The organism is Parabacteroides faecalis, assembly GCF_022809355.1.
Classification (GTDB): domain Bacteria; phylum Bacteroidota; class Bacteroidia; order Bacteroidales; family Tannerellaceae; genus Parabacteroides; species Parabacteroides faecalis.
On the sequence record NZ_JAKZMM010000003.1, the window covers coordinates 37,162 to 60,126 of the forward strand.

Consider the following 22,965-nt stretch of genomic DNA (forward strand, 5'->3'; position numbering starts at 1 on the left):
TCAACTTCCTAAAACGGTGTTGTTCAAACATTTCTACTTATTTGTACTTGCCAGTTGAACCTACGCTTCCCTAATAAAATGTCTATGGTAAAAAGTTAAAAAATCCTCCCACTTTTGTTAGATATATTTTTTTGTGTAATTTTGTAATCGTTATGCGGCAGTAATAATATACATATTAATACGAGTTAGTAATCCTGTAGTTCTCATATGCTACGAGGAGGTATTAAAAGGTGCGTTTCGACAATGCATCTACTGTAGTATATTATTGCTTAATCCAAATGAATATTATAAATTTAGGAATTCTTGCTCACATTGATGCAGGAAAAACTTCCGTAACCGAGAATCTGCTGTTTGCCAGTGGAGCAACGGAAAAGTGCGGCCGTGTGGATAATGGTGACACCATAACGGACTCTATGGATATAGAGAAACGTAGAGGAATTACTGTCCGGGCTTCTACGACATCTATTATCTGGAATGGAGTGAAATGCAATATCATTGACACTCCGGGACACATGGATTTTATTGCGGAAGTGGAGCGGACATTCAAAATGCTTGATGGAGCAGTCCTCATCTTATCCGCAAAGGAAGGCATACAAGCGCAGACAAAGTTGCTGTTCAGTACTTTACAAAAGCTGCAAATCCCGACAATTATATTTATCAATAAGATTGACCGTGCCGGTGTGAATTTGGAGCGTTTGTATATGGATATAAAAACAAATCTGTCGCAAGATGTCCTGTTTATGCAAACTGTTGTCGATGGATCGGTTTATCCGGTTTGCTCCCAAACATATATAAAGGAAGAATACAAAGAATTTGTATGCAACCATGACGACGATATATTAGAACGATATTTGGCGGATAGCGAAATTTCACCGGCTGATTATTGGAATACGATAATCGCTCTTGTGGCAAAAGCCAAAGTCTATCCGGTGCTACATGGATCAGCAATGTTCAATATCGGTATCAATGAGTTGTTGGACGCCATTTCTTCTTTTATACTTCCTCCGGCATCAGTCTCAAACAGACTTTCAGCTTATCTCTATAAGATAGAGCATGACCCCAAAGGGCATAAAAGAAGTTTTCTTAAAATAATTGACGGAAGTCTGAGACTTCGAGACGTTGTAAGAATCAACGATTCGGAAAAATTCATCAAGATTAAAAATCTAAAGACTATTTATCAGGGCAGAGAGATAAATGTTGATGAAGTGGGTGCCAATGATATCGCGATTGTAGAAGATATAGAAGATTTTCGAATCGGAGATTATTTAGGTGCTAAACCTTGTTTGATTCAAGGATTATCTCATCAGCATCCCGCTCTCAAATCCTCCGTCCGGCCAAATAAGCCCGAAGAGAGAAGCAAGGTGATATCCGCTCTGAATACATTGTGGATTGAAGACCCGTCTTTGTCCTTTTCCATAAACTCATATAGTGATGAATTGGAAATCTCGTTATATGGTTTGACCCAAAAGGAAATCATACAGACATTGCTGGAAGAACGATTTTCCGTAAAGGTCCATTTTGATGAGATCAAGACTATCTACAAAGAACGACCTATAAAAAAGGTCAATAAGATTATTCAGATCGAAGTACCACCCAACCCTTACTGGGCCACAATAGGGCTGACGCTTGAACCCTTGCCGTTAGGGACAGGGTTGCAAATCGAAAGTGACATCTCCTATGGTTATCTGAACCATTCTTTTCAAAATGCCGTTTTTGAAGGGATTCGTATGTCTTGCCAATCTGGTTTACATGGATGGGAAGTGACAGATCTGAAAGTAACTTTTACTCAAGCCGAGTATTATAGCCCGGTAAGTACACCTGCTGATTTCAGACAGCTGACCCCTTATGTCTTCAGGCTGGCTTTGCAACAGTCAGGTGTGGACATTCTCGAACCGATGCTCTGTTTTGAGTTGCAGATACCCCAAGTAGCGAGTTCCAAAGCTATTACAGATTTGCAAAAACTGATGTCTGAGATTGAAGACATCAGTTGTAATAATGAGTGGTGTCATATTAAAGGGAAAGTTCCATTAAATACAAGTAAAGACTATGCCTCAGAAGTAAGTTCGTACACTAAGGGCTTAGGCATTTTTATGGTTAAGCCATGTGGGTATCAAATAACAAAAGACGGTTATTCTGATAATATCCGCATGAACGAAAAAGATAAACTTTTATTCATGTTCCAAAAATCAATGTCATTAAAATAATGGAGCGGTCAGGAAATTTCTATAAGGCAATACGGTTGGGATATATACTTATCTCCATTCTTATCGGATGTATGGCATATAATAGCCTCTATGAATGGCAGGAGATAGAAGCATTAGAACTTGGCAATAAAAAAATAGACGAGCTCCGAAAAGAAATAAACAATATCAATATTCAAATGATAGAGTTTTCTCTGCTTGGGGAAACCATATTGGAATGGGATGCCAATGATTTGGAGAACTACCACTCCCAACGTATGGTGATGGACAGCATATTGTGCGGTTTTAAGAAGACCTACCCGTCTGAACGGATAGACAGTCTGCGCTTTCTACTGGAAGATAAAGAAGTGCAGATGCGGAAAATCGTGCAAGTTCTTGAAAAGCAAGATTCCATTAACAAGAAGATTGCCGGACAGGTTCCGGTCATTGCAAAAAAGAGTGCGCAGGAGCAGCCTGTCAAGCCAAAACGCAAGGGATTTCTTGGCATTTTCGGCAAAAAAGAAAAGCCGAAGCAGACAACAGCCACGACTATGCTCTATACGCTCCACCGCGATGCAATAGCACAACAGCGTACACAAAGCCGCCGCCTGTCGGAACACGCCGACAGCCTTGCCGCCCGCAACGGAGAATTGAATTACCGGTTACAAGAACTTATCTCCCATATGGACACAAAAGTATATCAAGACCTGCAAAATCGTGAGGCCGAGATAATGACCATGCGGGAGAACTCGTATATGCTTGTCGGGAGCATGACCGCCATTGCCTTGGTATTGCTGCTCATATCCTACATCATAATACACCGCAATAACAGAAGAATCAACCGTTATGAAAAGGAAACGGAAGAACTGATAGGGCGATTGCAACAGTCTGTCCGTGCAAATGAGGAACTGATAGCTTCCCGTAAGAAAGCCGTGCATACCATTACCCATGAGCTGCGCACACCATTGACAGCGATAAACGGCTACGCAGAGCTTATACATGAAAACGATGCAGAATGTGCCGGTCGTTATTCAGTGAATATGTTACAGGCATCCCGGCATATGACAACCATGCTGAACTCGTTGCTTGAATTTTTCAGGCTGGAAAACGGGAAGGAGCAACCAAAAGTATCTCCGTTTCGCCTGCAAAGCGTGTCCGAGATGCTTAATGCGGAATTCCTTCCACAAGCAGAGAAGAAAGACCTTAAACTGACAATCGAATGTGATTCGGACGTTATTTTGGCAGGTGATAAAGAACGTGTCATTCATATCGGCAACAACCTGTTGTCCAATGCTGTCAAGTTTACACAATCCGGAAGCGTATCATTCCGTCTTTGCCATACAGAAGGCTACCTTGTGTTAAGCGTGGAAGACACCGGCAGCGGGATGAACAAAGAAGAGCAACAACGGATATTCGATCCATTTGAACGCCTGTCCAATGCAGCCACACAAGACGGATTCGGTCTGGGTTTAAGTATCGTGAAACGGATTGTTGATATGCTTGGCGGAACAATACGGGTTGAAAGCGAGAAAGGGAAAGGTAGCCGTTTTACAGTACGAATACCTATGTTGGTTGCGGATGCCATTGCCGAAAAGCCGGAATTACGGTCAGAACAACGCCTTGAAAAGACGTATTCGGTTGTCGCACTTGATGACAACGAGATAGTGCTGGGCATGGTAAAAGAGATGTATGCCAGTGTCGGAGTGCATTGCGACACCTTCAGCAATGTCGGTGATATGATGGAGGCGTTGCGCACACGGCATTATGATTTAGCAATCGTGGATTTGAAGATGCCGGAGATGAACGGCTTTGAGGTATTGGAACTGATGCGTTCATCAAGCGTCGGCAACTCAAAAGAGATACCCGTCATTGTGGCAACTGCATCCGGCAGTTGCGAAGCTGAGGAACTGACAGCGCAAGGTTTTACAGCCTGCCTGTTCAAACCATTCTCACTGTCAGAACTGATTGAGGCATCGGAAAAATGCCTTTCAGCCAACACCAGCAAAGAGGAAATACCTGATCTGGCCTCCCTTCTTGCTTACGGTGACAAGGCGGCAATGCTTGACCGCCTGATAACCGAAACTGAGAAGGACGTGCAGGACGTAAGGAATGCCGGAGCAAGAGGCGACCGCATGGCTTTGGGCGAATGGATACACCGCCTGCGCAGCTCTTGGGCTGTAATTCATGCTGATAAACCGCTGTGGGAACTATACGAATTGTTGCATCGGGAAAATGAATGTTCGGAAGCGGAGTTGCAACGTGCGGTATCATCCATATTGGAGAAAGGTAATATGATCATCAATGTCGCCAAAAACGAAAGGAGGAAGCTCAATGAAAATCTATGTGATTGAGGACAATACCGTCTATAACGAATATGTCTGCAACCTTCTGAAAAAAGGCGGCTTCAAGACCGAGCAGGCATACCATCTCAATACAGCCAAGAAGTTGTTGACCAAGATTGGGGATGATGACATCGTGCTTGCCGACCTGCGTTTACCCGAGGGTGACAGTATAGAACTGTTAAGATGGATGCGCAAAAATGAAATGCGTCATCCGTTCATCGTAATGACAAACTACGGTGAAGTCGGTTCGGCAGTAGAGAGTATGAAACTCGGGTCAAAAGATTATATACAGAAACCTCTGCTGGAAGACAAACTGCTACCGCTAATACCAATAAAACCGGGTATTTCCAAGAAGCCGAAGGCGGAACGTTATTCCTTGACGAAGTCGGTAACCTGACGCCGGAGATGCAGCAGATGTTGCTCCGTGCCATACAGGAACGACGTTACCGACCGATAGGGGCCAAAGAGGACAAGGCAGCCAACGTGCGTATAGTTGCTGCAACCAACGAGGACTTGCATAAAGCCGTTGCCGAGAAACGCTTCAGACCGGATTTGCTATATCGTTTGCAGGAATATGTGATAACAGTACCTCCTCTGCGCGATTGTCCGGAGGACATAATCCCGTTGGCTGAGTTTTTCCGCGAAATAGCCAATCAGGAACTGGAACGGAACATACAAGGCTTCAGCACATCCGCCTGTAAAACCTTGCTCGCCTATCCGTGGCCGGGCAATGTACGTGAGCTGAAACAGAAGATTCTGTCAGCCGTACTGCACACAGAAGGCGATATCATAACGGAGAATAGTCTGGAACTTGACAATGAACAAACAGCTTCATCCATCGGTTTTACGCTAAAGAGTGATGAAGAAGAGAAAGACCGCATACTGCGGGCTCTGAAACAAACTGACGGGAACAAAAAGCTGGCGGCGATACTATTGGGCATTGGCAGGACAACGCTGTACAACAAAATCGAAGAATACGGAATTGACGACGCAAAAGAATGAACAAGCCTTATGTGTGTACATTTTCTGAACAATAACCGTGTTCAGAAAATGTACACGTGTTCAGATTGTGAACACATTTTGTCCTTCAGAAAAATCAGTCTAAAAATATTTTCGCTGTTTATGTCGCTATAAATCAGTGTAAAACATATCTAGCTTCACGATTTCCTATTTGAGGGAGCGCATTTTGCATTGTATATCAGTGTGCGCACAACGACAAGCAACTATAAACCCTCAAATGGAAAAAGAACATGAACTACCTCATATTGGCGGAAACAGAATTTTTCGCCATGATTAACGAAGCCGACAGCGGCTGTCTGAAGACCGCATACGGTGGTTTCATAAGCTCAGTCATATCGTTATGCCATGAATGTGCTGACCGCAACCAAGCTGCCATTACACTGGCATATACCGAGAACGAATTGCAGTATCATAACACGCTGTATACAGCTGCCGGAAAAAGCATGACCGACTTATATGTACGCAAAGCCCTTGCCTTTGTGCGCAAGATGCAGAAGTTCCTTGCAGCTCCCCAAGTGCCACCACTCACATCCAACATCCATCCCACCGTTATCCCCACAGCAAAAAGCAAAACACAGAAGTCCCTGCAATGGACGGGCAACACCCTCGACCTTGTGGAGCTGGTTTACGGGCTGAGCGAGATGGGCTGTATAGACAACGGCGAGACTCCCTTGAAGGTGCTCGCCCCTGCCCTCTACGAGTTCTTCGGACTCGACACCAAGGAGTGTTACCGCTACTACTCCGCCATCAAACTGCGCAAGAATCCCAGCCGCACCTATTTCATCGACAAGATGCAGAAGAAACTCAATGAGAAGATTCGACGGGATGAGGAATTGGAGCGGATGAGGCGGTAAAAGGATGTGATTTAGCCAAAAAAGCATAAATTATCACCTATTTTTGAATAACACTATCTGTTATTTGAAAATAAAGTTGTAACTTTGCAGCAGAAAAGTATAATAGAATATGTAAGTCAAATATAGACAGCCAATGGATATATTCTTTCAGAGCAAGAAACTGGAGAAGATAGCATCTGACCCACGAAAATGCTTAAAGGAACTTGGTCAGACAAGAGCTGAATTGTTCCAGAAGCGTCTTCGAGATCTCTATCGAGCCGACACCTTGGAAGATGTGCGTTACCTGCCAGGACGCTATCATGAACTGAGCGAAAACAGGAAAGGACAATGGGCTTGTGACCTCGACCAGCCGTATCGGCTGATATTTGAGCCTCATGAAGACCCTATTCCGACCGACGAAAACGGCAAGTATGTCTGGATAGAGATAAAAGGAGTAGAAATTGTAGAAATAGTGAATTATCACGGTAAATAGTATAGTATTATGGCAACTTTAAAGAAATTCGTTCCGCCGGTGGAGTTTCATCCCGGTATCACCCTTTCAGACAAACTGAAAGAGATGGGGATGAGCGTAAAGGAGTTTGCTGTGCGCACTTCAAAACCGGAGAAGACCATCTTTGCCGTCATTGGCGGCAAGAGTAGTGTGACCTCTGATATGGCTGTGGCGTTCGAGAGTGTCACAAAGATTCCCGCACATTTCTGGCTGAACATACAGCGCGGGTATGATGAGTATGTTGCTCGACAGAAAAGAGAAGAGCAACTGGCCCTGGCATACGAATGGGCATGTTCGTTCCCCTTGGCAAAAATGATGGAACTGGGCTGGATTCCCATGGTAAAGACGGTTGAGGAGAAAGTCAAGGCATTGCTCTCGTTCTTTCAGGTCAGCACGGAAAGGGCATGGGAAGACTACTACCTGAACCAACAGTTGAAAGTGGCATTCCGTATATCCCTCAATAACACCAAAGAGCCGCACGCCATATCCGCATGGCTGCGTCAGGGAGAAGTGCAGGCAGCAGAAACGGAAGTCTGCGAGTTTTCCGAGAAGGCACTGCGTGAAGCTATCCCTGCCATGAAAAGCCTCTGTGCTGAGCATCCTGCTGATTTTGCCGTGGCATTGCAGGAACTGTGTGCCAAGGTGGGCGTCAAGCTGGTTTATACACCTTGTCTGCCCAAGGCTCCCATCAACGGCTCCACAAGATGGATCAATGATGCGCCCTGCATTCAGATGACGGGAAGACATAAGAGAAACGACATATTCTGGTTCACATTCTTCCACGAATTGGGACACATCCTGCTACATGGCAAGAAAGACATATTCTTGGAAGACATTGAATATGCGGACAAACAGAAGGAAAAGGAGGAAGAGGCCGATGCTTTCTCTTCACGCACCTTACTGTCTCAGGCAGAGGAAAACGAGATAATCAGGCAGGGAGATTTTTCTGCTGATACGATTCGATATTATGCAGAAAAGTTCAATGTACATCCCGCAATCATTGTCGGAAGATTGCAGCACAAGAAGGTAATTCCATTTACCGCACATTCAACTCTGATAGAAAAGATAGAGCTTTTCAATTAGCACGATATAATAAGCCCTCCAGGCGAGCCGCAAGGCAGCATACTTGGAGGGCGTTCTTCATTTTAGGCGGTAGCGGAATCATTGTCCACTACCGCCTTTTTCTTACTTGTTCTGCAGCAGATGCTTCAGGCTTTCATCGCTGGCAATGCGCTCCAGTTCGTCCTTCACAATCTGCTTCACCTCGTCCTTGATGCGGTTGTAGTTTTCCTGCACCTTCTCCTTCATGCAGTCGTTGCCGTGCTCGTCCGTGAAGTCCGTGATGACGGGAATGGGCTTGTAGGCTTTCGTCTCGGCGGCGACCTTCGCATTGTCCACCACAATCTCCGCATGGAAAATCTTCTGCTCGATGCGCTCGTCGAAGTTGTCGGAGACAGCACCCACGAACATGCCCTGCGTGAGGCCGGAAATCTTGCTGGGCGGGATGAGTGAATCCATCTGCGTGTTGATGGAGGTGGAAACGTCCTGACGGTTGATGGAGATGGACTGCCGCTTCTGCAACACCTTACCGAAACGCTCCGAAAGCGTCTTGGCCGTCTCGCCCACCACCTGCCCGGAGAAGATGTTGCCTACGGTGTTCATCACCACCTTCGCCTCCTTGTCGCCATAGTCGCGCACCAGCTGCGAGAAGTCCTGAAATCCCAGACACACCGCCACCTTGTTGCTTCGTGCCGTGGCGATGAGGTTGTCCAGTCCCTTGAAATAGATGGTGGGCAGCTCGTCGATGATGACCGACGATTTCAGCATCCCCTTCTTGTTGATGAGTTTCACGATGCGGGAGTTGTAGAGGCCGAGGGCCGCCCCGTAGATGTTCTGGCGGTCGGGGTTGTTGCCCACGCAGAGAATCTTCGGCTCTTCGGGGTTGTTGATGTCGAGCGTAAACTCGCTGTCCGACATCACCCAGTAGAGCTGTGGCGAAATCATGCGAGAGAGCGGAATCTTCGCACTGGCAATCTGTCCCTGCAACTGTTCCATCGCTCCTCCCTGCCAAGCGTCCATGAAGGGGGAAAGGTAGTTCTCCAGTTCGGGATAGCTCGTCAGAATGGGAAACACATCCTCGTAGCGGCGGTTGAGCAGTTCGATGGCATGGGGAAAAGTGCAATACCTGCCGCCCTCGTAGATGCGCAGGAACCAGATGATGGCAGCGAAGAGGATGATGGGCGATTCCACGAAGAAGTCGCCCTGCTTCTGCACCCACGTGCGGTTGAGGTTGAGCATGATGGTGTAGGCACTCTCGTAGGCATCCGAAATATCGGTCATGAAGTCCGGATGGATGGGGTTGCAGCGGTGGCTGCGGCGAGGGTCGTCGAAGTTGATGACGTAGAACTGCGGTTTTACTTTGTAACCCTCCGGGTGGTTCAAAAGATGGTTGTAGGCAATCATGGAGAGGTCGGGAAACTTGAAGTCGTACACATACATCGAATACCCCTTCTCTATCTGCTGCTTGATGAAGTTGTTCACCACGGCATACGACTTGCCGCTGCCCGGCGTGCCCAGTACGATGGAGGCACGGAAGGGATTGACCACGTTGATCCAGCCTCTGTTCCACCGCTTGCGGTAGTAGAAGCGTGTGGGCAGGTTCACGGAATAGTCGTTCTCCAGCAGCCTTGTCTCCTGCATGAAACTCTCGTTCTCGGTGTTGAACACATCCTCCATCAGATTGTGTTTCAGCAGACGGCTCATCCACAGCCCGCTCATCAGCAGGCAGACGTAGCCCGTGCCGATGGTGGCGATATACAGTCCAGCCACCGCCTCCGTGGGCAGTGTCAGTGCCAATATCCACCAGTTGAGGAAGAACAGCACACTGCCTATGGCCAGTGCCGTCCAAATCCTGCTCCAAGTGATTTTCTCGCCCTTCACGCCCTTTGTGCCGAGGCAGGAAAGGGCAAGCAGGAGTACGGCGAACAGCTTTGTGTAGAGGATGGAATGGAACAGCCCCGCCGTGCGGTTGAAGTTCATCAGAATCCTGTCCACCACACCGATGTCCACTCCCCACAGCCGTATGGCACTGTAGCAGTACCAATACACGTTCATCACTACCAGTATAATACTCACGGCACGCAGAAAATCCATGATTTTCGCCAGTGCCCTCAAATCGTCTTCTTGTGACATTGTTCCTTTGTTTTGAAGTGAATAAAAAATACGATGTTACATTCCCAGTCCCTTACGCTTCTTCTTTTTCTTCTTCCGCTGCATGGCACGGATAAACGCCTCTTCTTCGGGATCGATGGTCGAGCCGTCGGGCGAGAAAAGCCCTGCACCTGAGATGTGGAAGTCGTCGGTGTATTCTTCTGCCTTTGGCCTGACTGCATTTCTATCTTCAGTAGGCACACTCTCTTCCGCAGGTACAGTCATCGTTATTGGCTCCTCGTTGGCGTATGGCAGCGTGAAGTGTTCCTGCAAGGCATTGGCTGAAAGTTCCCTGCCCATGCGTGAGCCGTTGAGCACACAGCCCGTGCGGTGGTCGATGAAGGTGGCACCGTAGATGCGCCCGTCCTCCGTATGGCGCAGCACCGTGTCGATGCCTCTTTCCCTGAGCAGGGCTATGAAGCGGTCTTGGTGGTGCGTTGCCTCCAAAGCCGCCAATACGGTGCGCTTTGTCATTTCAGCGAGTTTCCTGTCCTTTATCTCTTTCTTGGAGCGTGCAAACTTGTTTTGCAGCGCATCATATCCGGCGGACTTGCCGAAGAGCGAGGACTTGAACGGATTGCCCGTCTTGTTGCCCGCATCATCCGTTGCGGAGAACACCAGCCCGTGGTATTCCCGTCCACGCACGATGCCCCGCGCTTCCTCCACCGTCACATTGTACAGCGACAGCAGCGCACGGTATTCGCCCAGCGACTGGAAGCGGTACTGCCTGTTCACCGCCTTCACGATGTTCCCCACCTGCTTCTTAATGTCGCCTGCCGCAACGTCCACCTTGCACAGCGGACGCTCTATGCGCTCGCCTCGCCGTTCTGCTGAATGAAGCCCATACTTCCGTTCCAAATCCTTGCGTATGCGCTCGCTCCTGCGGAAAAGGAAGTCCTGGTTGAGCCGCCTTCCGCTCTCGTCCACGTTGATGGTGACGATGTGCAGGTGGTGGCGGTCGATGTCCTCATGCTTATAGACCATATAAGGCTGGTTGCCGTAGCCCAGACGGTCGAGGTATTCCCGTGCTATCTCCTGCAGTTCCGTGTCCGTCAGCACATCGTCGGGATGCGGATTGATGGAGATGTGCAGCACAGGCTTCTCCGTGCGCACCGTGGCGGGCATGAAGGCGAGAAAGCCCTCCATCGCCTTGGCAATATCCACCGTGCCGCTCCCGTCGTTGAAGATGCGGTTGGTGGCCAACAGCCGTCCCTGCTCCTTGTTGATCTTCTCACCGTTGTAGGCGAGCGCACCGTAGAGCGACTTTCCTAAACTGATTTTGGTGACCATTTCGCCTCCATTTCTTTTGAGAGTTCCACAATCCTGTGGCTCAACGCCGCCAGTTCCTCCGTGCATTTCTCCAATTTGTAGAGCAACGCCATAGCCTTCTTCTCGGAGAAATGCGACCGCAGTTCCTTCACGACTTGGTTGTAGTTCGTGCCGATGGCACGGAACTGCGCATGGAAATCCGACAGCTTGGTGTAGTAGTCCACCAAGCCCTTGTCCACCGTAACGACCCTGAATGTCCTGCCGAAGAACTGCTCCTTCAGGAACACCGCCTTGGCATAGACACCCGATCTCTCGTACATGGCGAGGAACCTGTTCCACTCGCCGTCGTCGAAACGCACCATCACGCAGTGCGTCTTCGTGTCCAACTTGGGGCATCGCCCCGTCCTTCTTTTCTCTTTCTGCATCATTGATTGGATTTAGTGGTTTCACGTCAAGACCCCTTTCCCAACTCCAAGCATCGGTTTTCATCAGGCTTCCCGACTTCGGAGGAAGAGCCCGTCCCCCGCCAGTGGGGCAAGAGCTTTTCGGGTAACTCAAATCCTTTTGAGTAACTGAAAAGACATCTTGCTATTGGCTAATGCCAATAAAAATCCGCCTTCGGACGGATTGGTGTGTTGCCTGATAACCCTGGTGGCAGTGTTCCAAGGGCAAGCCCTGTCGCTTGGGTGCAAAATTACTGCTATTTCCGCCTCTGAATCAGCGTTTTTGCGGTGCCAACCGCTACCATCCTGTGCCACTCGCTGCCACTCATTCTGAAAGTGATACGGATATGAAAAAATGCCTATACTTTTGCATCGTGATTCAGTTCACGGATGATTTGCGGACTCAGAAAACCGACTGTTCAAATCCATGCGTAACCGGTTTGACGGATAAGTAGAAAAGCGGATTTTCAAAGGTCCGGCAATCCACAGATACGATGAAGCGCATACGTAATGATGCAATGACTTCATGCCGTCATTCAGTGGGGATTCAAACAGGCGAAGAACCGGATAAGGGGAAAGCCGTTGAAGCGACAAGCCAATCATCCGCATAAATGAAGACACCGGGATGCAATCCCATAGAGAGACAATAAAACGAGTAAGTAATCATTCAAAAAACGAGAAGACATGAGTAAAGAAATCTTCGTCGCCTTTGCGACACAGAAGGGAGGCATCGGCAAATCCACCGTCACTGCCCTTGCCGCAAGTTACCTTCACAATGTGATGGGGCTGAATGTGGCGGTGGTGGACTGCGATGCCCCGCAGCACAGCATTCACGGTTTGCGTGAGCGCGAGTTGAAACTGATAGAGGAAAGCCTCTACTTCAAGGCACTGGCCTGCGACCATTTCCGCAAAATCAAGAAGCATGCCTATCCGATAGTGGAGAGCGATGCGGTGAACGCCTTGGACGATGCGGAGAAACTGCTGGCAAACGAGGAGGTGAAGCCCGATGTGGTGTTCTTCGACATGCCCGGCACGCTGAAGGCGAATGGCGTGGTCAAGACGCTCTCGCAGATGGACTACATCTTCGCCCCAGTCAGTGCAGACCGTTTCGTGGTGGAGAGCACGCTCCAGTTCGCCACCATGTTCAAGGACAACCTGATGACGACAGGCAGGGCGAAGACAAAAGCCTTCCACCTGTTCTGGACGATGGTTGACGGCAGGGAGAAGAACGGGCTGTATGAGGTCTATGAGGACGTGATGGCGGAGATGGGGCTTTCAGTCTTATCCACACGACTGCCCGACAGCAAGAAATACCGCCGTGACCTTTCGGAAGAACGGAAGGGCGTGTTCCGTTCCACCATCTTCCCGATGGACTCCGCCCTGCTGAAGGGGAGCGGCATCAAGGAATTTGCAGAGGAAATCAGTAACATCATAAACAACCCGTAATTATGGCAAGCAGAAAAGTGAATACGGAAGGCATTGACGAGGAACTGTTGATTGCCTCCATCGGAAAGAAAAGAAGCGAGGAACAGATGCCTCTTCCCGTACAAGAACAGTCCGTGCAAGGACAGAAAGAAAAGTCCTACGCTCCAACGAGGCGCGATGCGGGCGGCAAAAAGAAACAGCAGGACGATGACTATATCGGGCTATATCTCGGTCGCAACGAAATCAAGACCCGGCAGTGCGTGTATATCAGCAGGGATGTCCACAGCGTCATCCTGAAGATAGTCAACAGCATCGCCCCGGAGGACACGACAGTGGGCGGATACATCGACACCGTCCTGCGGTTCCACCTGCAACAGCACAAGGACCGCATCAACGAACTGTACAAGAAACAAAGAGACAATTTGATTTAACAACAGTATTAACATCAAAAATTTCAAGACAATGAAGAAGAATCAAGTGAGCAATTACCGTAGCGTGTTTTTGAAGAGCAATGGCATCAACAAGAAGAATGCCATGCCAGTGGCCATCAGTCCGAAGACTTATGCCAAGATAGAGCAAATCATCCAAGTCATGGGAGACGGCAGCTGTACCGTGGACGATTTTGTGGAGAACGTGCTGAAGCATGGTCTCAGTGGTAAGGAATCCCGGTCTATATCTATCAGCGCAGCGACCTATGACATGATAGAGGGTCTGATTCATGGTATGGAGACAGACGGCTGCACTGTGGACGCCTTTGTGGAAAGCATATTGAAGTACCAGCTCCGCGAGGCGAATACCCGTCCTATTCCTATCAGTCCGACAACTTATGCCGTGATAGAGAATATCATCCAAGTCATGGGAGACGGCAAATGTACCGTGGACGATTACGTGAAAAACGTATTGCAGAGCAAACTCTGCGAGATCAATGAAGTGCAGTGTATCGCATCTAAAGCATAAAATCGGGGCAATCAAATTATTCACATCTAAATTTACAAGACAATGAAGAAGAATCTCAGAAGCATTTTCAACAAGTTCATTAAGAAGGCTGGCATCAAAGCAAGAGACGGCAAGCAAGTTTACATCTGCGAGGAATTTCATCAGAAAATAAGTCTGATGGCTAATCTCGGCTGTCGAGGTGAGATTACCATAGCGGATTATCTCCACAATGTGCTGGAAGACCACTTCCGCATGCACGGGACAACCTTCAACGAAGTATTGAACGAAGCATTGAAGGCAAGATTATGAGCATCACCTATATCCTGCTTTCCGTGTCCATTGTCTGCAATGTCTGGTTTATCCTGCTGCTTCTTGCAGACCGCATAGCCGACACCAAGGCGGCAAGACTCCTGAGAGGCATTGCCGATGTATGGAAGTCGCTTCATGAAACGGCGGAGGAAAGGCCAACGATGTCCCAATCTCCAGTTTCCGACAATGAGATTATCGGGAAAAGCAAGTTCAGAATGCAGTCTCCGAGGCCAACCGCTGCCACCCCTGTGCCAAAGGATTCCACTTCCGAAAAAGGTGTGGAGATGTCGGAAAACGACATTACTTTTGAAAGCGAAAACAAAGACAGCGAGCAAGAAACGGACTCCGCTCGCATCCCGGACGAGAAACTCGACAAGGCTTTCAAGAGCCTTTCACCGGACGAGCTGGGTTATTCGGATGATGAGCCGGAAGAAGAAAGCGAACGTCCGCGAGCCTCTGGTTTCAGCTTTGACGAGATTCGTGAGGCTGTCCACATAGCCACCAAGAAGAACCCGTCGGGCAAGGAACAGCAGAAAGCGAGGGAGGTCTTCGCAGAACTGGAGGACACGGAACTCTATGAGAAACTAATGGCCGGAAGTACGGAAGTAAGTATCCGCATCAAGGGACTGATGGAAATTCGCCTGAAGAAGCCGAAGAAAGATTTCGTCATCCCCGACAAACTGGAGGACTTCAACATCCGGGACTATGTATAACGTATAACCATTGCAACGAAAAAAAGAATGAATAGAAAGTAATGCAACAACAAAGCGGCAGAGCGGTACAAGGTACATCCAGACCGCAAACGGACAGCCTAAGTCCGTGGAAACAAAAGGGCGACACCACTATATCCGAATAAAGTAAATCATTATCAACCCGCCCGACAAGGACTATCCACCCTTTGAGGGCACAAAATAGAACATCAATATGAACAAGAACAACAGTATCAGAACAATCCTCTCGGCAGCACTCCTCATCGCTGCAAGCGCAACAGCATTCGCACAGGGCAACGGACTGGCAGGCATCAACGAAGCCACCTCCATGGTCACCTCGTATTTCGACCCAGGCACGAAACTCATCTACGCCATCGGCGCAGTGGTCGGACTCATCGGCGGCGTGAAGGTCTATGGCAAGTTCTCGTCGGGCGACCCCGACACCTCCAAGACCGCCGCAAGCTGGTTTGGAGCGTGCATCTTCCTCATCGTGGCAGCCACCATTCTGCGCTCGTTCTTCCTATAATATAATAATGTATGGCTGAATACCCCATCAACAAGGGCATCGGCCGTCCGGTTGAGTTCAAAGGTCTGAAGGCTCAATACCTGTTCATCTTCGCAGGTGGGTTGCTGGCTCTCTTCATCCTCTTCGTCATCCTCTACATGGTCGGCATCGGCCAGTGGATATGTATCGGCTTCGGTGCGGTGTCGTCGTCCATCCTCGTATGGCAGACCTTCGCACTGAACGCCCGGTACGGCGAGCACGGACTGATGAAGCTGGGAGCGGCACGCAGCCACCCCCGATACCTTATCAACCGACGGCGGATAACCCGATTATTCAAGAACAAACAGAAAACGGAACAAGAATGAGGAACATATCCAAAATGACAACACTGGAAAACAAGTTTCCCCTGCTGGCGGTGGAGCACGGCTGTATCGTCTCAAAGGATGCCGACCTCACGGTCGCCTACGAGGTGGAGCTGCCGGAACTCTACACTGTGACGGGTGCGGAATACGAGGCCATACACGGCTGCTGGTGCAAGGCCATCAAGGTGCTGCCCGACTATTCCATCGTCCACAAGCAGGACTGGTTCATCAAGGAACGCTATCAGCCGGAACTTCACAAGGACGACATGAGTTTCCTGAGCCGCTCGTTTGAGCGTCACTTCAACGAGCGTCCCTACCTGAAGCACACCTGCTACCTCTTCCTTACGAAGACCACGAAGGAGCGCAACCGTATACAGAGCAACTTCAGCACGCTGTGCCGTGGGCATATCATCCCCAAGGAACTGGACAGGGAGACAGCGGAGAAATTCATGGAGGCTACGGAACAGTTCGCCCGCATCATGAACGACAGCGGCTTCATCAGGCTGCGCCGTCTCACAACCGATGAGATTGTCGGTACGGAGGACAAGGCCGGACTCATAGAGCGTTATTTCTCCCTCATGCCCGAAGGCGACCGCACCTTGCAGGACATCGACCTCTCGGCAAGGGAGATGCGCATCGGCGACAACCGCCTGTGCCTGCACACCCTCTCCGATGCGGAAGACCTGCCCGGCAAGGTATCCACCGATGTCAGGTACGAGAAACTCTCCACCGACCGCTCTGACTGCCGTCTCTCCTTTGCCAGTCCCGTGGGACTGCTGCTGCCCTGCAACCACATCTACAACCAGTATGTGATTCTCGACAATAGCGAGGAGAACCTGCAGAAGTTCGAGAAGTCCGCCCGTAACATGCAGTCGCTCTCCCGATACAGTAGAAGCAACAGCATCAACCGTGAGTGGATAGAGCAATACCTGAACGAGGCGCACTCCTACGGACTGACCTCGGTGAGGGCGCATTTCAACGTCATGGCATGGAGCGACGATGCGGAAGAGCTGCGCCACATCAAGAACGACGTGGGCAGTCAGCTGGCAAGCATGGAGTGCATGCCGCGTCACAACACCATCGACTGCCCCACGCTCTACTGGGCGGCGATGCCCGGCAATGCGGCGGACTTCCCTGCGGAGGAGTCGTTCTACACCTTCACCGAACAGGCCGTGTGCCTCTTCACGGAGGAGACCAACTACCGCAGCTCGCTCTCGCCCTTCGGCATCAAGATGGTGGACAGGCTCACGGGCAAGCCCCTGCACCTCGACATCAGCGACCTGCCCATGAAGCGGGGCGTCACCACCAACCGCAACAAGTTCGTGCTGGGTCCGTCGGGCAGCGGCAAGTCGTTCTTCATGAACCACCTCGTGCGCCAGTACTACGAGCAGGGCACGCACGTGGTGCTGGTGGATACGGGAAATTCCTATCAGGGGCTGTGCGAGATGATCCGGCGCAAGACCCATGGTGAGGATGGCGTATATTTCACCTACACGGAGGAGAAGCCTATCTCGTTCAACCCGTTCTATACAGATGATTATGTGTTCGACGTGGAGAAGAAGGACAGCATCAAGACGCTGCTGCTGACGCTCTGGAAGTCGGAGGACGACAAGGTGACGAAGACGGAGAGCGGCGAGCTGGGCAGTGCGGTGAACGCCTACATCGAGCGCATCAGGGCAGACCGGAGCATCACTCCCTCGTTCAACACCTTCTACGAGTACATGCGCGACGACTACCGCCGCGAGCTGGCGGAGCGGGAGATAAAGGTGGAGAAGTCCGACTTCAACATCGACAACATGCTCACCACCATGCGGCAGTATTACCGGGGCGGTCGCTACGACTTCCTGCTCAACTCCACGGAGAACATCGACCTGCTCGGCAAGCGGTTCATCGTCTTCGAGATTGACAGCATCAAGGAGAACCGTGAGTTGTTCCCCGTGGTGACCATCATCATCATGGAAGCCTTCATCAACAAGATGCGCCGATTGAAGGGCGTGCGCAAGCAACTGATTGTGGAGGAGGCATGGAAGGCTCTCTCTTCGGCGAACATGGCGGAATACCTGAGATACATGTACAAGACCGTGCGCAAGTATTACGGCGAGGCTATCGTGGTGACACAGGAGGTGGACGACATCATCTCCTCACCCGTGGTGAAGGAGAGCATCATCAACAACTCCGACTGCAAGATACTGCTCGACCAACGGAAGTACATGAACAAGTTCGACCAGATACAGGCATTGCTCGGACTGACTGAGAAGGAGAAGTCGCAGATTCTCTCCATCAACATGGCCAACCACCCGTCACGGCTCTACAAGGAGGTGTGGATCGGGCTGGGCGGCACGCAGTCGGCGGTCTATGCCACCGAGGTGAGCGCGGAGGAATACCTTGCCTACACCACCGAGGAAACGGAGAAGGTGGAGGTCTATCGGCTGACAGAGCAACTGGCCGGCGACATCGAAGCCGCCATCCGGCAACTGGCAGAGAAAAGAAGGACAAGCAAGACATAACGTTTATCACAACCAATTTTATCACATTCAACAATGATTCAGAACATGGGAAGAAGATTGAAGACAACAAGTAGGCAGATGCTGCTCCTTTGCGGCATCGTGCTGGGAATGGCGGGTATGGCCATGCAGTCATGCAGTGAGGCGGCGAGGGACGACCGTCCCGCCCTCTGCGGCAACTGGGAGAGCGTGGAGGGTAAGCCCGACGTGCTCATCTATAAAGAAGGAAAGGCATACAAGGTGACGGTGTTCAAGCGCAAGGGGCTGGGTCGCGAGTTGAAACCGCAGACCTATCTCCTGCAGATTGAGAACGGCAACCTCTTCATGAATACGGGATTCCGCATCGACGTGGCCTACAACGAGGAGACGGACGTGCTGACTTTCTCGCCCAATGGGGACTATGTAAGAGTAAGACAGGAACCGACCAAACAATAGCGAGCAATGAAAGCAAGAATGACAATCCTTATCTGCCTGTGCCTGCTGACGGCGGGCAAGGCAAGCGCACAGTGGACGGTCATCGACCCGTCCAACATCGCGCAAAGCATCGTGAACACCTCCAAGAATGTGGCGCACACATCCACAACGGCGACCCACATGGTCAAAAATTTTCAGGAGACGGTGAAAATCTACGAGCAGGGCAAGAAGTATTACGATGCCCTGAAGTCGGTGAACAACCTCGTCAAGGATGCCCGCAAGGTGCAGCAGACCATCCTGATGGTGGGCGACATCACGGACATCTACGTAAACAGTTTCCAAAAGATGATGCACGACGAGAACTTCACGGTGGAGGAACTCTCAGCCATCGCCTTCGGCTACACCAAACTGCTGGAAGAGAGCAACGACGTGCTGACGGAGCTGAAGAACGTGGTGAACATCACCACGCTCTCCATGACGGACAAGGACCGCATGGACGTGGTGGAGGGCTGCTACCAGAAGATGAAGCGGTACCGCAACCTCGTGAGCTACTACACCAACAAGAACATCAGCGTGAGCTACCTGCGGGCGAAGAAGAAAAACGACCTCGACCGTGTGATGGGGCTCTACGGCAGTGCCAACGAAAGATACTGGTAGCCTATGGACTTCGAGAACCTTCACCAGATACTGCGGTCGCTCTACGACGAGATGATGCCGCTGTGCGAGGACATGGCGGGCGTGGCGAAAGGCATCGCCGGACTGGGCGCACTCTTCTACGTGGCCTACCGGGTATGGCAGTCGCTGGCGCGTGCCGAACCGATAGATGTGTTCCCGATGCTCCGTCCGTTTGCCATAGGGCTGTGCATCATGTTCTTCCCCACGGTGGTGCTGGGCACGCTCAGCGGAGTGCTCTCGCCGATTGTGCAGGGCACGGCCCAGATGCTGGAGGCGGAGACACTGGACATGAACGAGTACCGGGAGCAGAAGGACAAGCTGGAATACGAGGCGATGAAGCGCAACCCCGAGACGGCCTACTTAGTGTCGAACGAGGAGTTCGACAAGCAGCTGGAGGAACTGGGTTGGTCGCCCGAAGACCTTGTCACCATGACGGGGATGTACATCGAGCGGAGCATGTACCAAATGAAAAAGGGCGTGCGCGATTTCTTCCGCGAGTTGCTGGAACTGCTGTTTCAGGCCGCTGCCCTCGTGATAGACACGCTGAGGACGTTCTTCCTCGTGGTGCTGTCGATACTGGGGCCGATAGCCTTCGCCATCTCGGTGTGGGACGGTTTCCAGAGCACGCTGACGCAGTGGATATGCCGCTATGTGCAGGTGTATCTGTGGCTGCCCGTGTCGGACATGTTCAGCACCATACTGGCCAAGATACAGGTGCTGATGCTACTGAGCGACATCGAGCGGATGCAGGCCGACCCGAACTTCTCGCTGGATTCAAGCGACGGGGTGTATATCGTGTTCATGATCATCGGCATCATCGGCTACTTCACCATCCCCACCGTGTCGGGCTGGATTATCCAGGCCGGAGGCATGGGCAACTACGGGCGCAACGTGAACCAGACGGCTGGCAAGGCTGGCGGATTCGCAGGTAGCGTGGCGGGTGCTACTGCTGGCAATGTGGCCGGACGTGTCGGGAAACTGCTGAGATAAAGAAAGTATGTGTAACATCAAAACATGGAGAAAACAAGAAAATGGAATTCAAGTCATTAAAGAACATCGAGACATCGTTCAGGCAGATTCGCCTGTTCAGCATGGTGTTCCTCGCCTTGTGTGCCGTGGTGACGGTGTGGAGCGTGTGGAGTTCCTACCGCTTTGCGGAGAAACAGCGGGAGAAGATTTATGTGCTGGACAACGGGAAGTCGCTGATGCTGGCCCTCTCGCAGGACCTGTCGCAGAACCGTCCGGCGGAGGCAAGGGAGCATGTGCGCCGCTTCCATGAGCTGTTCTTCACGCTCTCGCCTGAGAAGAGCGCGATTGAGCACAACGTGAAGCGGGCACTGCTGTTGGCCGACCGCAGCGTGTACAACTACTACTCGGACTTTGCGGAGAAGGGTTACTACAACCGCATCATCGCAGGCAACATCAACCAGGTGCTGAAGGTGGACAGTGTGGTGTGCGACTTCAACGGCTATCCGTACCGTGCCACCACCTACGCACGGCAGCAGATTATCCGGCAGAGCAACATTACGGAGCGTAGCCTCGTGACGACGTGCCGCCTGCTGAACGCATCACGTTCGGACGACAATCCCAACGGATTCACCATCGAGGGATTCACCATCATTGAGAACAAGGATTTACAGACAATCAAACGATGACGGGTATGAAAGAAAACAGAATCAGAAAAACGGCGTGGAGGCTCTTCTGGAGTCTCCGCGACAAAAGAAAGCAGATGACGAAGTCGGCGAAAGACCGGCTGGAGAGTCTGCCACATCGGACGAAGAGACGCATCGTATTGGGAATGCTCGCCGTCTTTGCGGTGCTTGCCCTCTACACTTTCGGCAAAGCCGTCTATGACATCGGAAGGGACGAAAGTCCCACAATAGAAACAGGACATATCAAACCATTAAACGTAAATGCGTATGGAACAGACGAAGATTGAAGTACAAGACAAGGACAAGACTCCCGACAAGGAGAAAGGCAAGGAAAAGCCCAAGCAGGAGCGCACACCGCTGACGGAGGCGGAACGACTGAGACGGCAGAAGATGATTGTGCTGCCTGTCATGGTGCTGGTGTTCCTCGGTGCGATGTGGCTGATTTTTGGCCCATCGTCTGAGGGGACGAAAGAGCCGGGCATGGACGGCTACAACATGGAGATGCCGGATGCCGACAAGGCCGACAGGCAGATTATCGGCGACAAGGCGAAGGCCTATGAGCAGGGAGCGATGGAGGAACGTAAGGAGAACCGCAACCGCTCGATGATGGAGCTGGGGGATATGTTCGACCGTGAAGTGGCTGGAAACGAATCCTCTGCGGATTTCAGTCTGACCGATAATGACAGCACGGAAAAGAGCAAGCCCCTGGCGCCGCAAAGCATCCGTTCGTCTGCCACTGCCTACCGTGACTTGAACACCACGCTTGGCAGTTTCTATGAGCAGCCAAAGGAGGAAAATGCGGAGATGGAGGAGCTGCTGGAGCGCATTGCCTCGCTGGAATCGGAACTTGAAAGCGGAAAAGGCAAGGCTTCCGATATGGACGACCAAGTGGCACTCATGGAAAAGTCCTATGAACTGGCGGCAAAGTACATGGGCGGTCAGAATGGCGGACAGCCCAAGCAGGAGGCAATGCCTGCCACTGTGAGCAAAGCCGGGAAGAACACCGTCACTCCTGTGAAACAGGTAACGAAGCAGGTAGTGTCCTCTCTCGGACAGCCAATGAGCAACGAGGAGTTCATCGCCGCCCATGCGCAGGAACGGAACTATGGTTTCAACACTGCTGTGGGCAAGGTCGGGGTGACGGACAAGAACACCATATCGGCGTGCGTCAATGGAGCGCAGAGCGTGACGGACGGGCAGGCAGTGAAGCTGCGCCTGCTGGAGCCGATGGCCGTGGCGGAACGGATTATTCCCCGAAATGCCGTGGTGGTAGGTGCGGCACGTGTACAGAGCGAACGCCTCGACATCGAAATCACCTCGATAGAGCATGAGGGAACCATCGTGCCTGTGGAGCTTTCGGTCTATGACACGGACGGGCAGCAGGGCATCTTCATCCCCGGCTCGATGGAGATGGATGCGGTGCGGGAGGTTGCCGCCAACATGGGTGGTTCGCTTGGCAGCAGCATCAACATCTCTACCAATGCGGGGGCACAGTTGGCCTCCGACCTCGGCAAGGGGCTGATACAGGGCACAAGTCAGTATATCGCCAAGAAGATGCGTACCGTGAAGGTGCATCTGAAGGCGGGCTACAAGGTGATGCTGTATCAGGACAGAGACTGAGAAATATAAAAGATAAAGTAACAACAATCCAATTTTTATTCACCA

23 protein-coding genes and 1 pseudogene are annotated in these 22,965 nt (G+C 50.9%); 20 read left to right on the forward strand and 4 right to left on the reverse strand.

What is annotated here, in order from left to right; translation table 11 throughout:
- The first annotated feature begins 278 nt into the window (after positions 1-278).
- From tet(Q) to MUN53_RS01565, 6 genes and pseudogenes are all read left to right on the forward strand, one after another.
- The gene (tet(Q), locus tag MUN53_RS01540; protein ID WP_243323146.1) at positions 279-2,204 is read left to right on the forward strand and encodes a tetracycline resistance ribosomal protection protein Tet(Q); all 1,926 of its coding nucleotides are present in this window, start codon (positions 279-281) and stop codon (positions 2,202-2,204) included.
- Complete coding sequence (locus tag MUN53_RS01545) at positions 2,204-4,531, forward strand: hybrid sensor histidine kinase/response regulator (protein ID WP_103004151.1); 2,328 nt, start codon at positions 2,204-2,206, stop codon at positions 4,529-4,531. Before tet(Q) ends, MUN53_RS01545 begins: the two co-directional genes overlap by 1 nt.
- Positions 4,512-5,524: pseudogene (locus MUN53_RS01550) on the forward strand (sigma-54-dependent transcriptional regulator). Before MUN53_RS01545 ends, MUN53_RS01550 begins: the two are co-directional and overlap by 20 nt.
- Positions 5,525-5,772: 248 nt before the next feature.
- Complete coding sequence (locus MUN53_RS01555; protein WP_103004149.1) at positions 5,773-6,396, forward strand: RteC domain-containing protein; 624 nt, start codon at positions 5,773-5,775, stop codon at positions 6,394-6,396.
- Between the two features lie 133 nt (positions 6,397-6,529).
- A complete protein-coding gene (locus MUN53_RS01560; protein WP_103004148.1) occupies positions 6,530-6,868 on the forward strand; it encodes a type II toxin-antitoxin system RelE/ParE family toxin in 339 nt (112 codons plus the stop codon).
- A gap of 9 nt (positions 6,869-6,877) precedes the next feature.
- On the forward strand, positions 6,878-7,969 hold the full coding sequence (locus MUN53_RS01565; RefSeq protein WP_103004147.1) for a HigA family addiction module antitoxin: 1,092 nt from the start codon (positions 6,878-6,880) through the stop codon (positions 7,967-7,969).
- Positions 7,970-8,071: 102 nt separating this feature from the next.
- Here MUN53_RS01565 and mobC read toward each other — a convergent pair whose 3' ends face one another.
- The 4 genes from mobC to MUN53_RS01585 all read right to left on the reverse strand — a co-directional run bounded on the left by mobC (position 8,072) and on the right by MUN53_RS01585 (position 12,429).
- Complete coding sequence (mobC, locus tag MUN53_RS01570) at positions 8,072-10,078, reverse strand: conjugal transfer protein MobC (RefSeq protein WP_103004146.1); 2,007 nt, start codon at positions 10,076-10,078, stop codon at positions 8,072-8,074.
- Between the two features lie 36 nt (positions 10,079-10,114).
- Entirely contained in the window at positions 10,115-11,386 is a 1,272-nt protein-coding gene (mobB, locus tag MUN53_RS01575; RefSeq protein WP_103004145.1) for a conjugal transfer protein MobB, read from the reverse strand.
- The gene (mobA, locus tag MUN53_RS01580; protein ID WP_169757404.1) at positions 11,365-11,793 is read right to left on the reverse strand and encodes a conjugal transfer protein MobA; all 429 of its coding nucleotides are present in this window, start codon (positions 11,791-11,793) and stop codon (positions 11,365-11,367) included. The genes mobB and mobA overlap by 22 nt, the downstream gene beginning before the upstream one ends.
- A 399-nt stretch (positions 11,794-12,192) precedes the next feature.
- Positions 12,193-12,429: a hypothetical protein gene (locus MUN53_RS01585; RefSeq protein ID WP_243323148.1), complete on the reverse strand. Its 237-nt coding sequence runs from the start codon at positions 12,427-12,429 to the stop codon at positions 12,193-12,195.
- A 63-nt stretch (positions 12,430-12,492) separates the two neighbouring features.
- Between MUN53_RS01585 and MUN53_RS01590 the strand changes: the two genes are divergently transcribed.
- The 14 genes from MUN53_RS01590 to traM all read left to right on the forward strand — a co-directional run bounded on the left by MUN53_RS01590 (position 12,493) and on the right by traM (position 22,920).
- A complete protein-coding gene (locus MUN53_RS01590) occupies positions 12,493-13,254 on the forward strand; it encodes a ParA family protein (protein ID WP_021825156.1) in 762 nt (253 codons plus the stop codon).
- Positions 13,255-13,256: 2 nt separating this feature from the next.
- Complete coding sequence (locus MUN53_RS18410) at positions 13,257-13,664, forward strand: DUF3408 domain-containing protein (RefSeq protein ID WP_103004144.1); 408 nt, start codon at positions 13,257-13,259, stop codon at positions 13,662-13,664.
- A 31-nt stretch (positions 13,665-13,695) separates the two neighbouring features.
- The gene (locus MUN53_RS01600; RefSeq protein WP_243323150.1) at positions 13,696-14,190 is read left to right on the forward strand and encodes a DUF3408 domain-containing protein; all 495 of its coding nucleotides are present in this window, start codon (positions 13,696-13,698) and stop codon (positions 14,188-14,190) included.
- A 42-nt stretch (positions 14,191-14,232) separates the two neighbouring features.
- A complete protein-coding gene (locus tag MUN53_RS01605) occupies positions 14,233-14,478 on the forward strand; it encodes a DUF3408 domain-containing protein (RefSeq protein ID WP_036906439.1) in 246 nt (81 codons plus the stop codon).
- A complete protein-coding gene (locus MUN53_RS01610) occupies positions 14,475-15,191 on the forward strand; it encodes a conjugal transfer protein TraD (protein ID WP_103004143.1) in 717 nt (238 codons plus the stop codon). The genes MUN53_RS01605 and MUN53_RS01610 overlap by 4 nt, the downstream gene beginning before the upstream one ends.
- A 211-nt stretch (positions 15,192-15,402) precedes the next feature.
- A complete protein-coding gene (locus tag MUN53_RS01615) occupies positions 15,403-15,714 on the forward strand; it encodes a DUF4134 domain-containing protein (RefSeq protein ID WP_021825124.1) in 312 nt (103 codons plus the stop codon).
- A gap of 11 nt (positions 15,715-15,725) precedes the next feature.
- Positions 15,726-16,058: a DUF4133 domain-containing protein gene (locus MUN53_RS01620; protein ID WP_021824845.1), complete on the forward strand. Its 333-nt coding sequence runs from the start codon at positions 15,726-15,728 to the stop codon at positions 16,056-16,058.
- Complete coding sequence (locus MUN53_RS01625; protein WP_103004142.1) at positions 16,055-18,562, forward strand: TraG family conjugative transposon ATPase; 2,508 nt, start codon at positions 16,055-16,057, stop codon at positions 18,560-18,562. The genes MUN53_RS01620 and MUN53_RS01625 overlap by 4 nt, the downstream gene beginning before the upstream one ends.
- Before the next feature lie 78 nt (positions 18,563-18,640).
- Positions 18,641-18,994 carry a DUF3876 domain-containing protein gene (locus MUN53_RS01630; protein ID WP_243323207.1) on the forward strand — a complete coding sequence of 118 codons (354 nt, stop codon included), beginning with the start codon at positions 18,641-18,643 and terminating at the stop codon, positions 18,992-18,994.
- Between the two features lie 6 nt (positions 18,995-19,000).
- Entirely contained in the window at positions 19,001-19,630 is a 630-nt protein-coding gene (locus MUN53_RS01635; RefSeq protein WP_103004141.1) for a DUF4141 domain-containing protein, read from the forward strand.
- Positions 19,631-19,633: 3 nt separating this feature from the next.
- Positions 19,634-20,638 carry a conjugative transposon protein TraJ gene (gene traJ / locus MUN53_RS01640; RefSeq protein ID WP_103004140.1) on the forward strand — a complete coding sequence of 335 codons (1,005 nt, stop codon included), beginning with the start codon at positions 19,634-19,636 and terminating at the stop codon, positions 20,636-20,638.
- Positions 20,639-20,679: 41 nt separating this feature from the next.
- The gene (traK, locus tag MUN53_RS01645; RefSeq protein WP_021824925.1) at positions 20,680-21,303 is read left to right on the forward strand and encodes a conjugative transposon protein TraK; all 624 of its coding nucleotides are present in this window, start codon (positions 20,680-20,682) and stop codon (positions 21,301-21,303) included.
- A gap of 5 nt (positions 21,304-21,308) precedes the next feature.
- Positions 21,309-21,587, forward strand: a complete 279-nt coding sequence (locus tag MUN53_RS01650) for a TraL conjugative transposon family protein (RefSeq protein WP_103004168.1) — start codon at positions 21,309-21,311, stop codon at positions 21,585-21,587.
- Positions 21,568-22,920 (forward strand): conjugative transposon protein TraM, encoded by a 1,353-nt coding sequence (gene traM / locus MUN53_RS01655; protein ID WP_103004139.1) that lies wholly within the window; start codon positions 21,568-21,570, stop codon positions 22,918-22,920. The genes MUN53_RS01650 and traM overlap by 20 nt, the downstream gene beginning before the upstream one ends.
- Positions 22,921-22,965 lie beyond the last annotated feature (45 nt).

Bases quoted from the DNA above. Each gene is read 5' to 3' on its own strand.
- MUN53_RS01630 (WP_243323207.1), top strand. From the start codon at position 18,641: ATGCTGCTCCTTTGCGGCATCGTGCTGGGAATGGCGGGTATGGCCATG.
- MUN53_RS01555 (WP_103004149.1), top strand. From the start codon at position 5,773: ATGAACTACCTCATATTGGCGGAAACAGAATTTTTCGCCATGATTAAC.
- MUN53_RS01605 (WP_036906439.1), top strand. From the start codon at position 14,233: ATGAAGAAGAATCTCAGAAGCATTTTCAACAAGTTCATTAAGAAGGCT.
- MUN53_RS01600 (WP_243323150.1), top strand. From the start codon at position 13,696: ATGAAGAAGAATCAAGTGAGCAATTACCGTAGCGTGTTTTTGAAGAGC.
- MUN53_RS01545 (WP_103004151.1), top strand. From the start codon at position 2,204: ATGGAGCGGTCAGGAAATTTCTATAAGGCAATACGGTTGGGATATATA.
- mobA (WP_169757404.1), bottom strand. From the start codon at position 11,793: ATGATGCAGAAAGAGAAAAGAAGGACGGGGCGATGCCCCAAGTTGGAC.
- MUN53_RS01560 (WP_103004148.1), top strand. From the start codon at position 6,530: ATGGATATATTCTTTCAGAGCAAGAAACTGGAGAAGATAGCATCTGAC.
- traJ (WP_103004140.1), top strand. From the start codon at position 19,634: ATGGACTTCGAGAACCTTCACCAGATACTGCGGTCGCTCTACGACGAG.
- MUN53_RS01625 (WP_103004142.1), top strand. From the start codon at position 16,055: ATGAGGAACATATCCAAAATGACAACACTGGAAAACAAGTTTCCCCTG.
- traK (WP_021824925.1), top strand. From the start codon at position 20,680: ATGGAATTCAAGTCATTAAAGAACATCGAGACATCGTTCAGGCAGATT.
- mobC (WP_103004146.1), bottom strand. From the start codon at position 10,078: ATGTCACAAGAAGACGATTTGAGGGCACTGGCGAAAATCATGGATTTT.
- MUN53_RS01620 (WP_021824845.1), top strand. From the start codon at position 15,726: ATGGCTGAATACCCCATCAACAAGGGCATCGGCCGTCCGGTTGAGTTC.
- MUN53_RS01565 (WP_103004147.1), top strand. From the start codon at position 6,878: ATGGCAACTTTAAAGAAATTCGTTCCGCCGGTGGAGTTTCATCCCGGT.
- mobB (WP_103004145.1), bottom strand. From the start codon at position 11,386: ATGGTCACCAAAATCAGTTTAGGAAAGTCGCTCTACGGTGCGCTCGCC.
- MUN53_RS01635 (WP_103004141.1), top strand. From the start codon at position 19,001: ATGAAAGCAAGAATGACAATCCTTATCTGCCTGTGCCTGCTGACGGCG.
- MUN53_RS01615 (WP_021825124.1), top strand. From the start codon at position 15,403: ATGAACAAGAACAACAGTATCAGAACAATCCTCTCGGCAGCACTCCTC.
- traM (WP_103004139.1), top strand. From the start codon at position 21,568: ATGGAACAGACGAAGATTGAAGTACAAGACAAGGACAAGACTCCCGAC.
- MUN53_RS01590 (WP_021825156.1), top strand. From the start codon at position 12,493: ATGAGTAAAGAAATCTTCGTCGCCTTTGCGACACAGAAGGGAGGCATC.
- MUN53_RS01610 (WP_103004143.1), top strand. From the start codon at position 14,475: ATGAGCATCACCTATATCCTGCTTTCCGTGTCCATTGTCTGCAATGTC.
- MUN53_RS18410 (WP_103004144.1), top strand. From the start codon at position 13,257: ATGGCAAGCAGAAAAGTGAATACGGAAGGCATTGACGAGGAACTGTTG.
- MUN53_RS01650 (WP_103004168.1), top strand. From the start codon at position 21,309: ATGAAAGAAAACAGAATCAGAAAAACGGCGTGGAGGCTCTTCTGGAGT.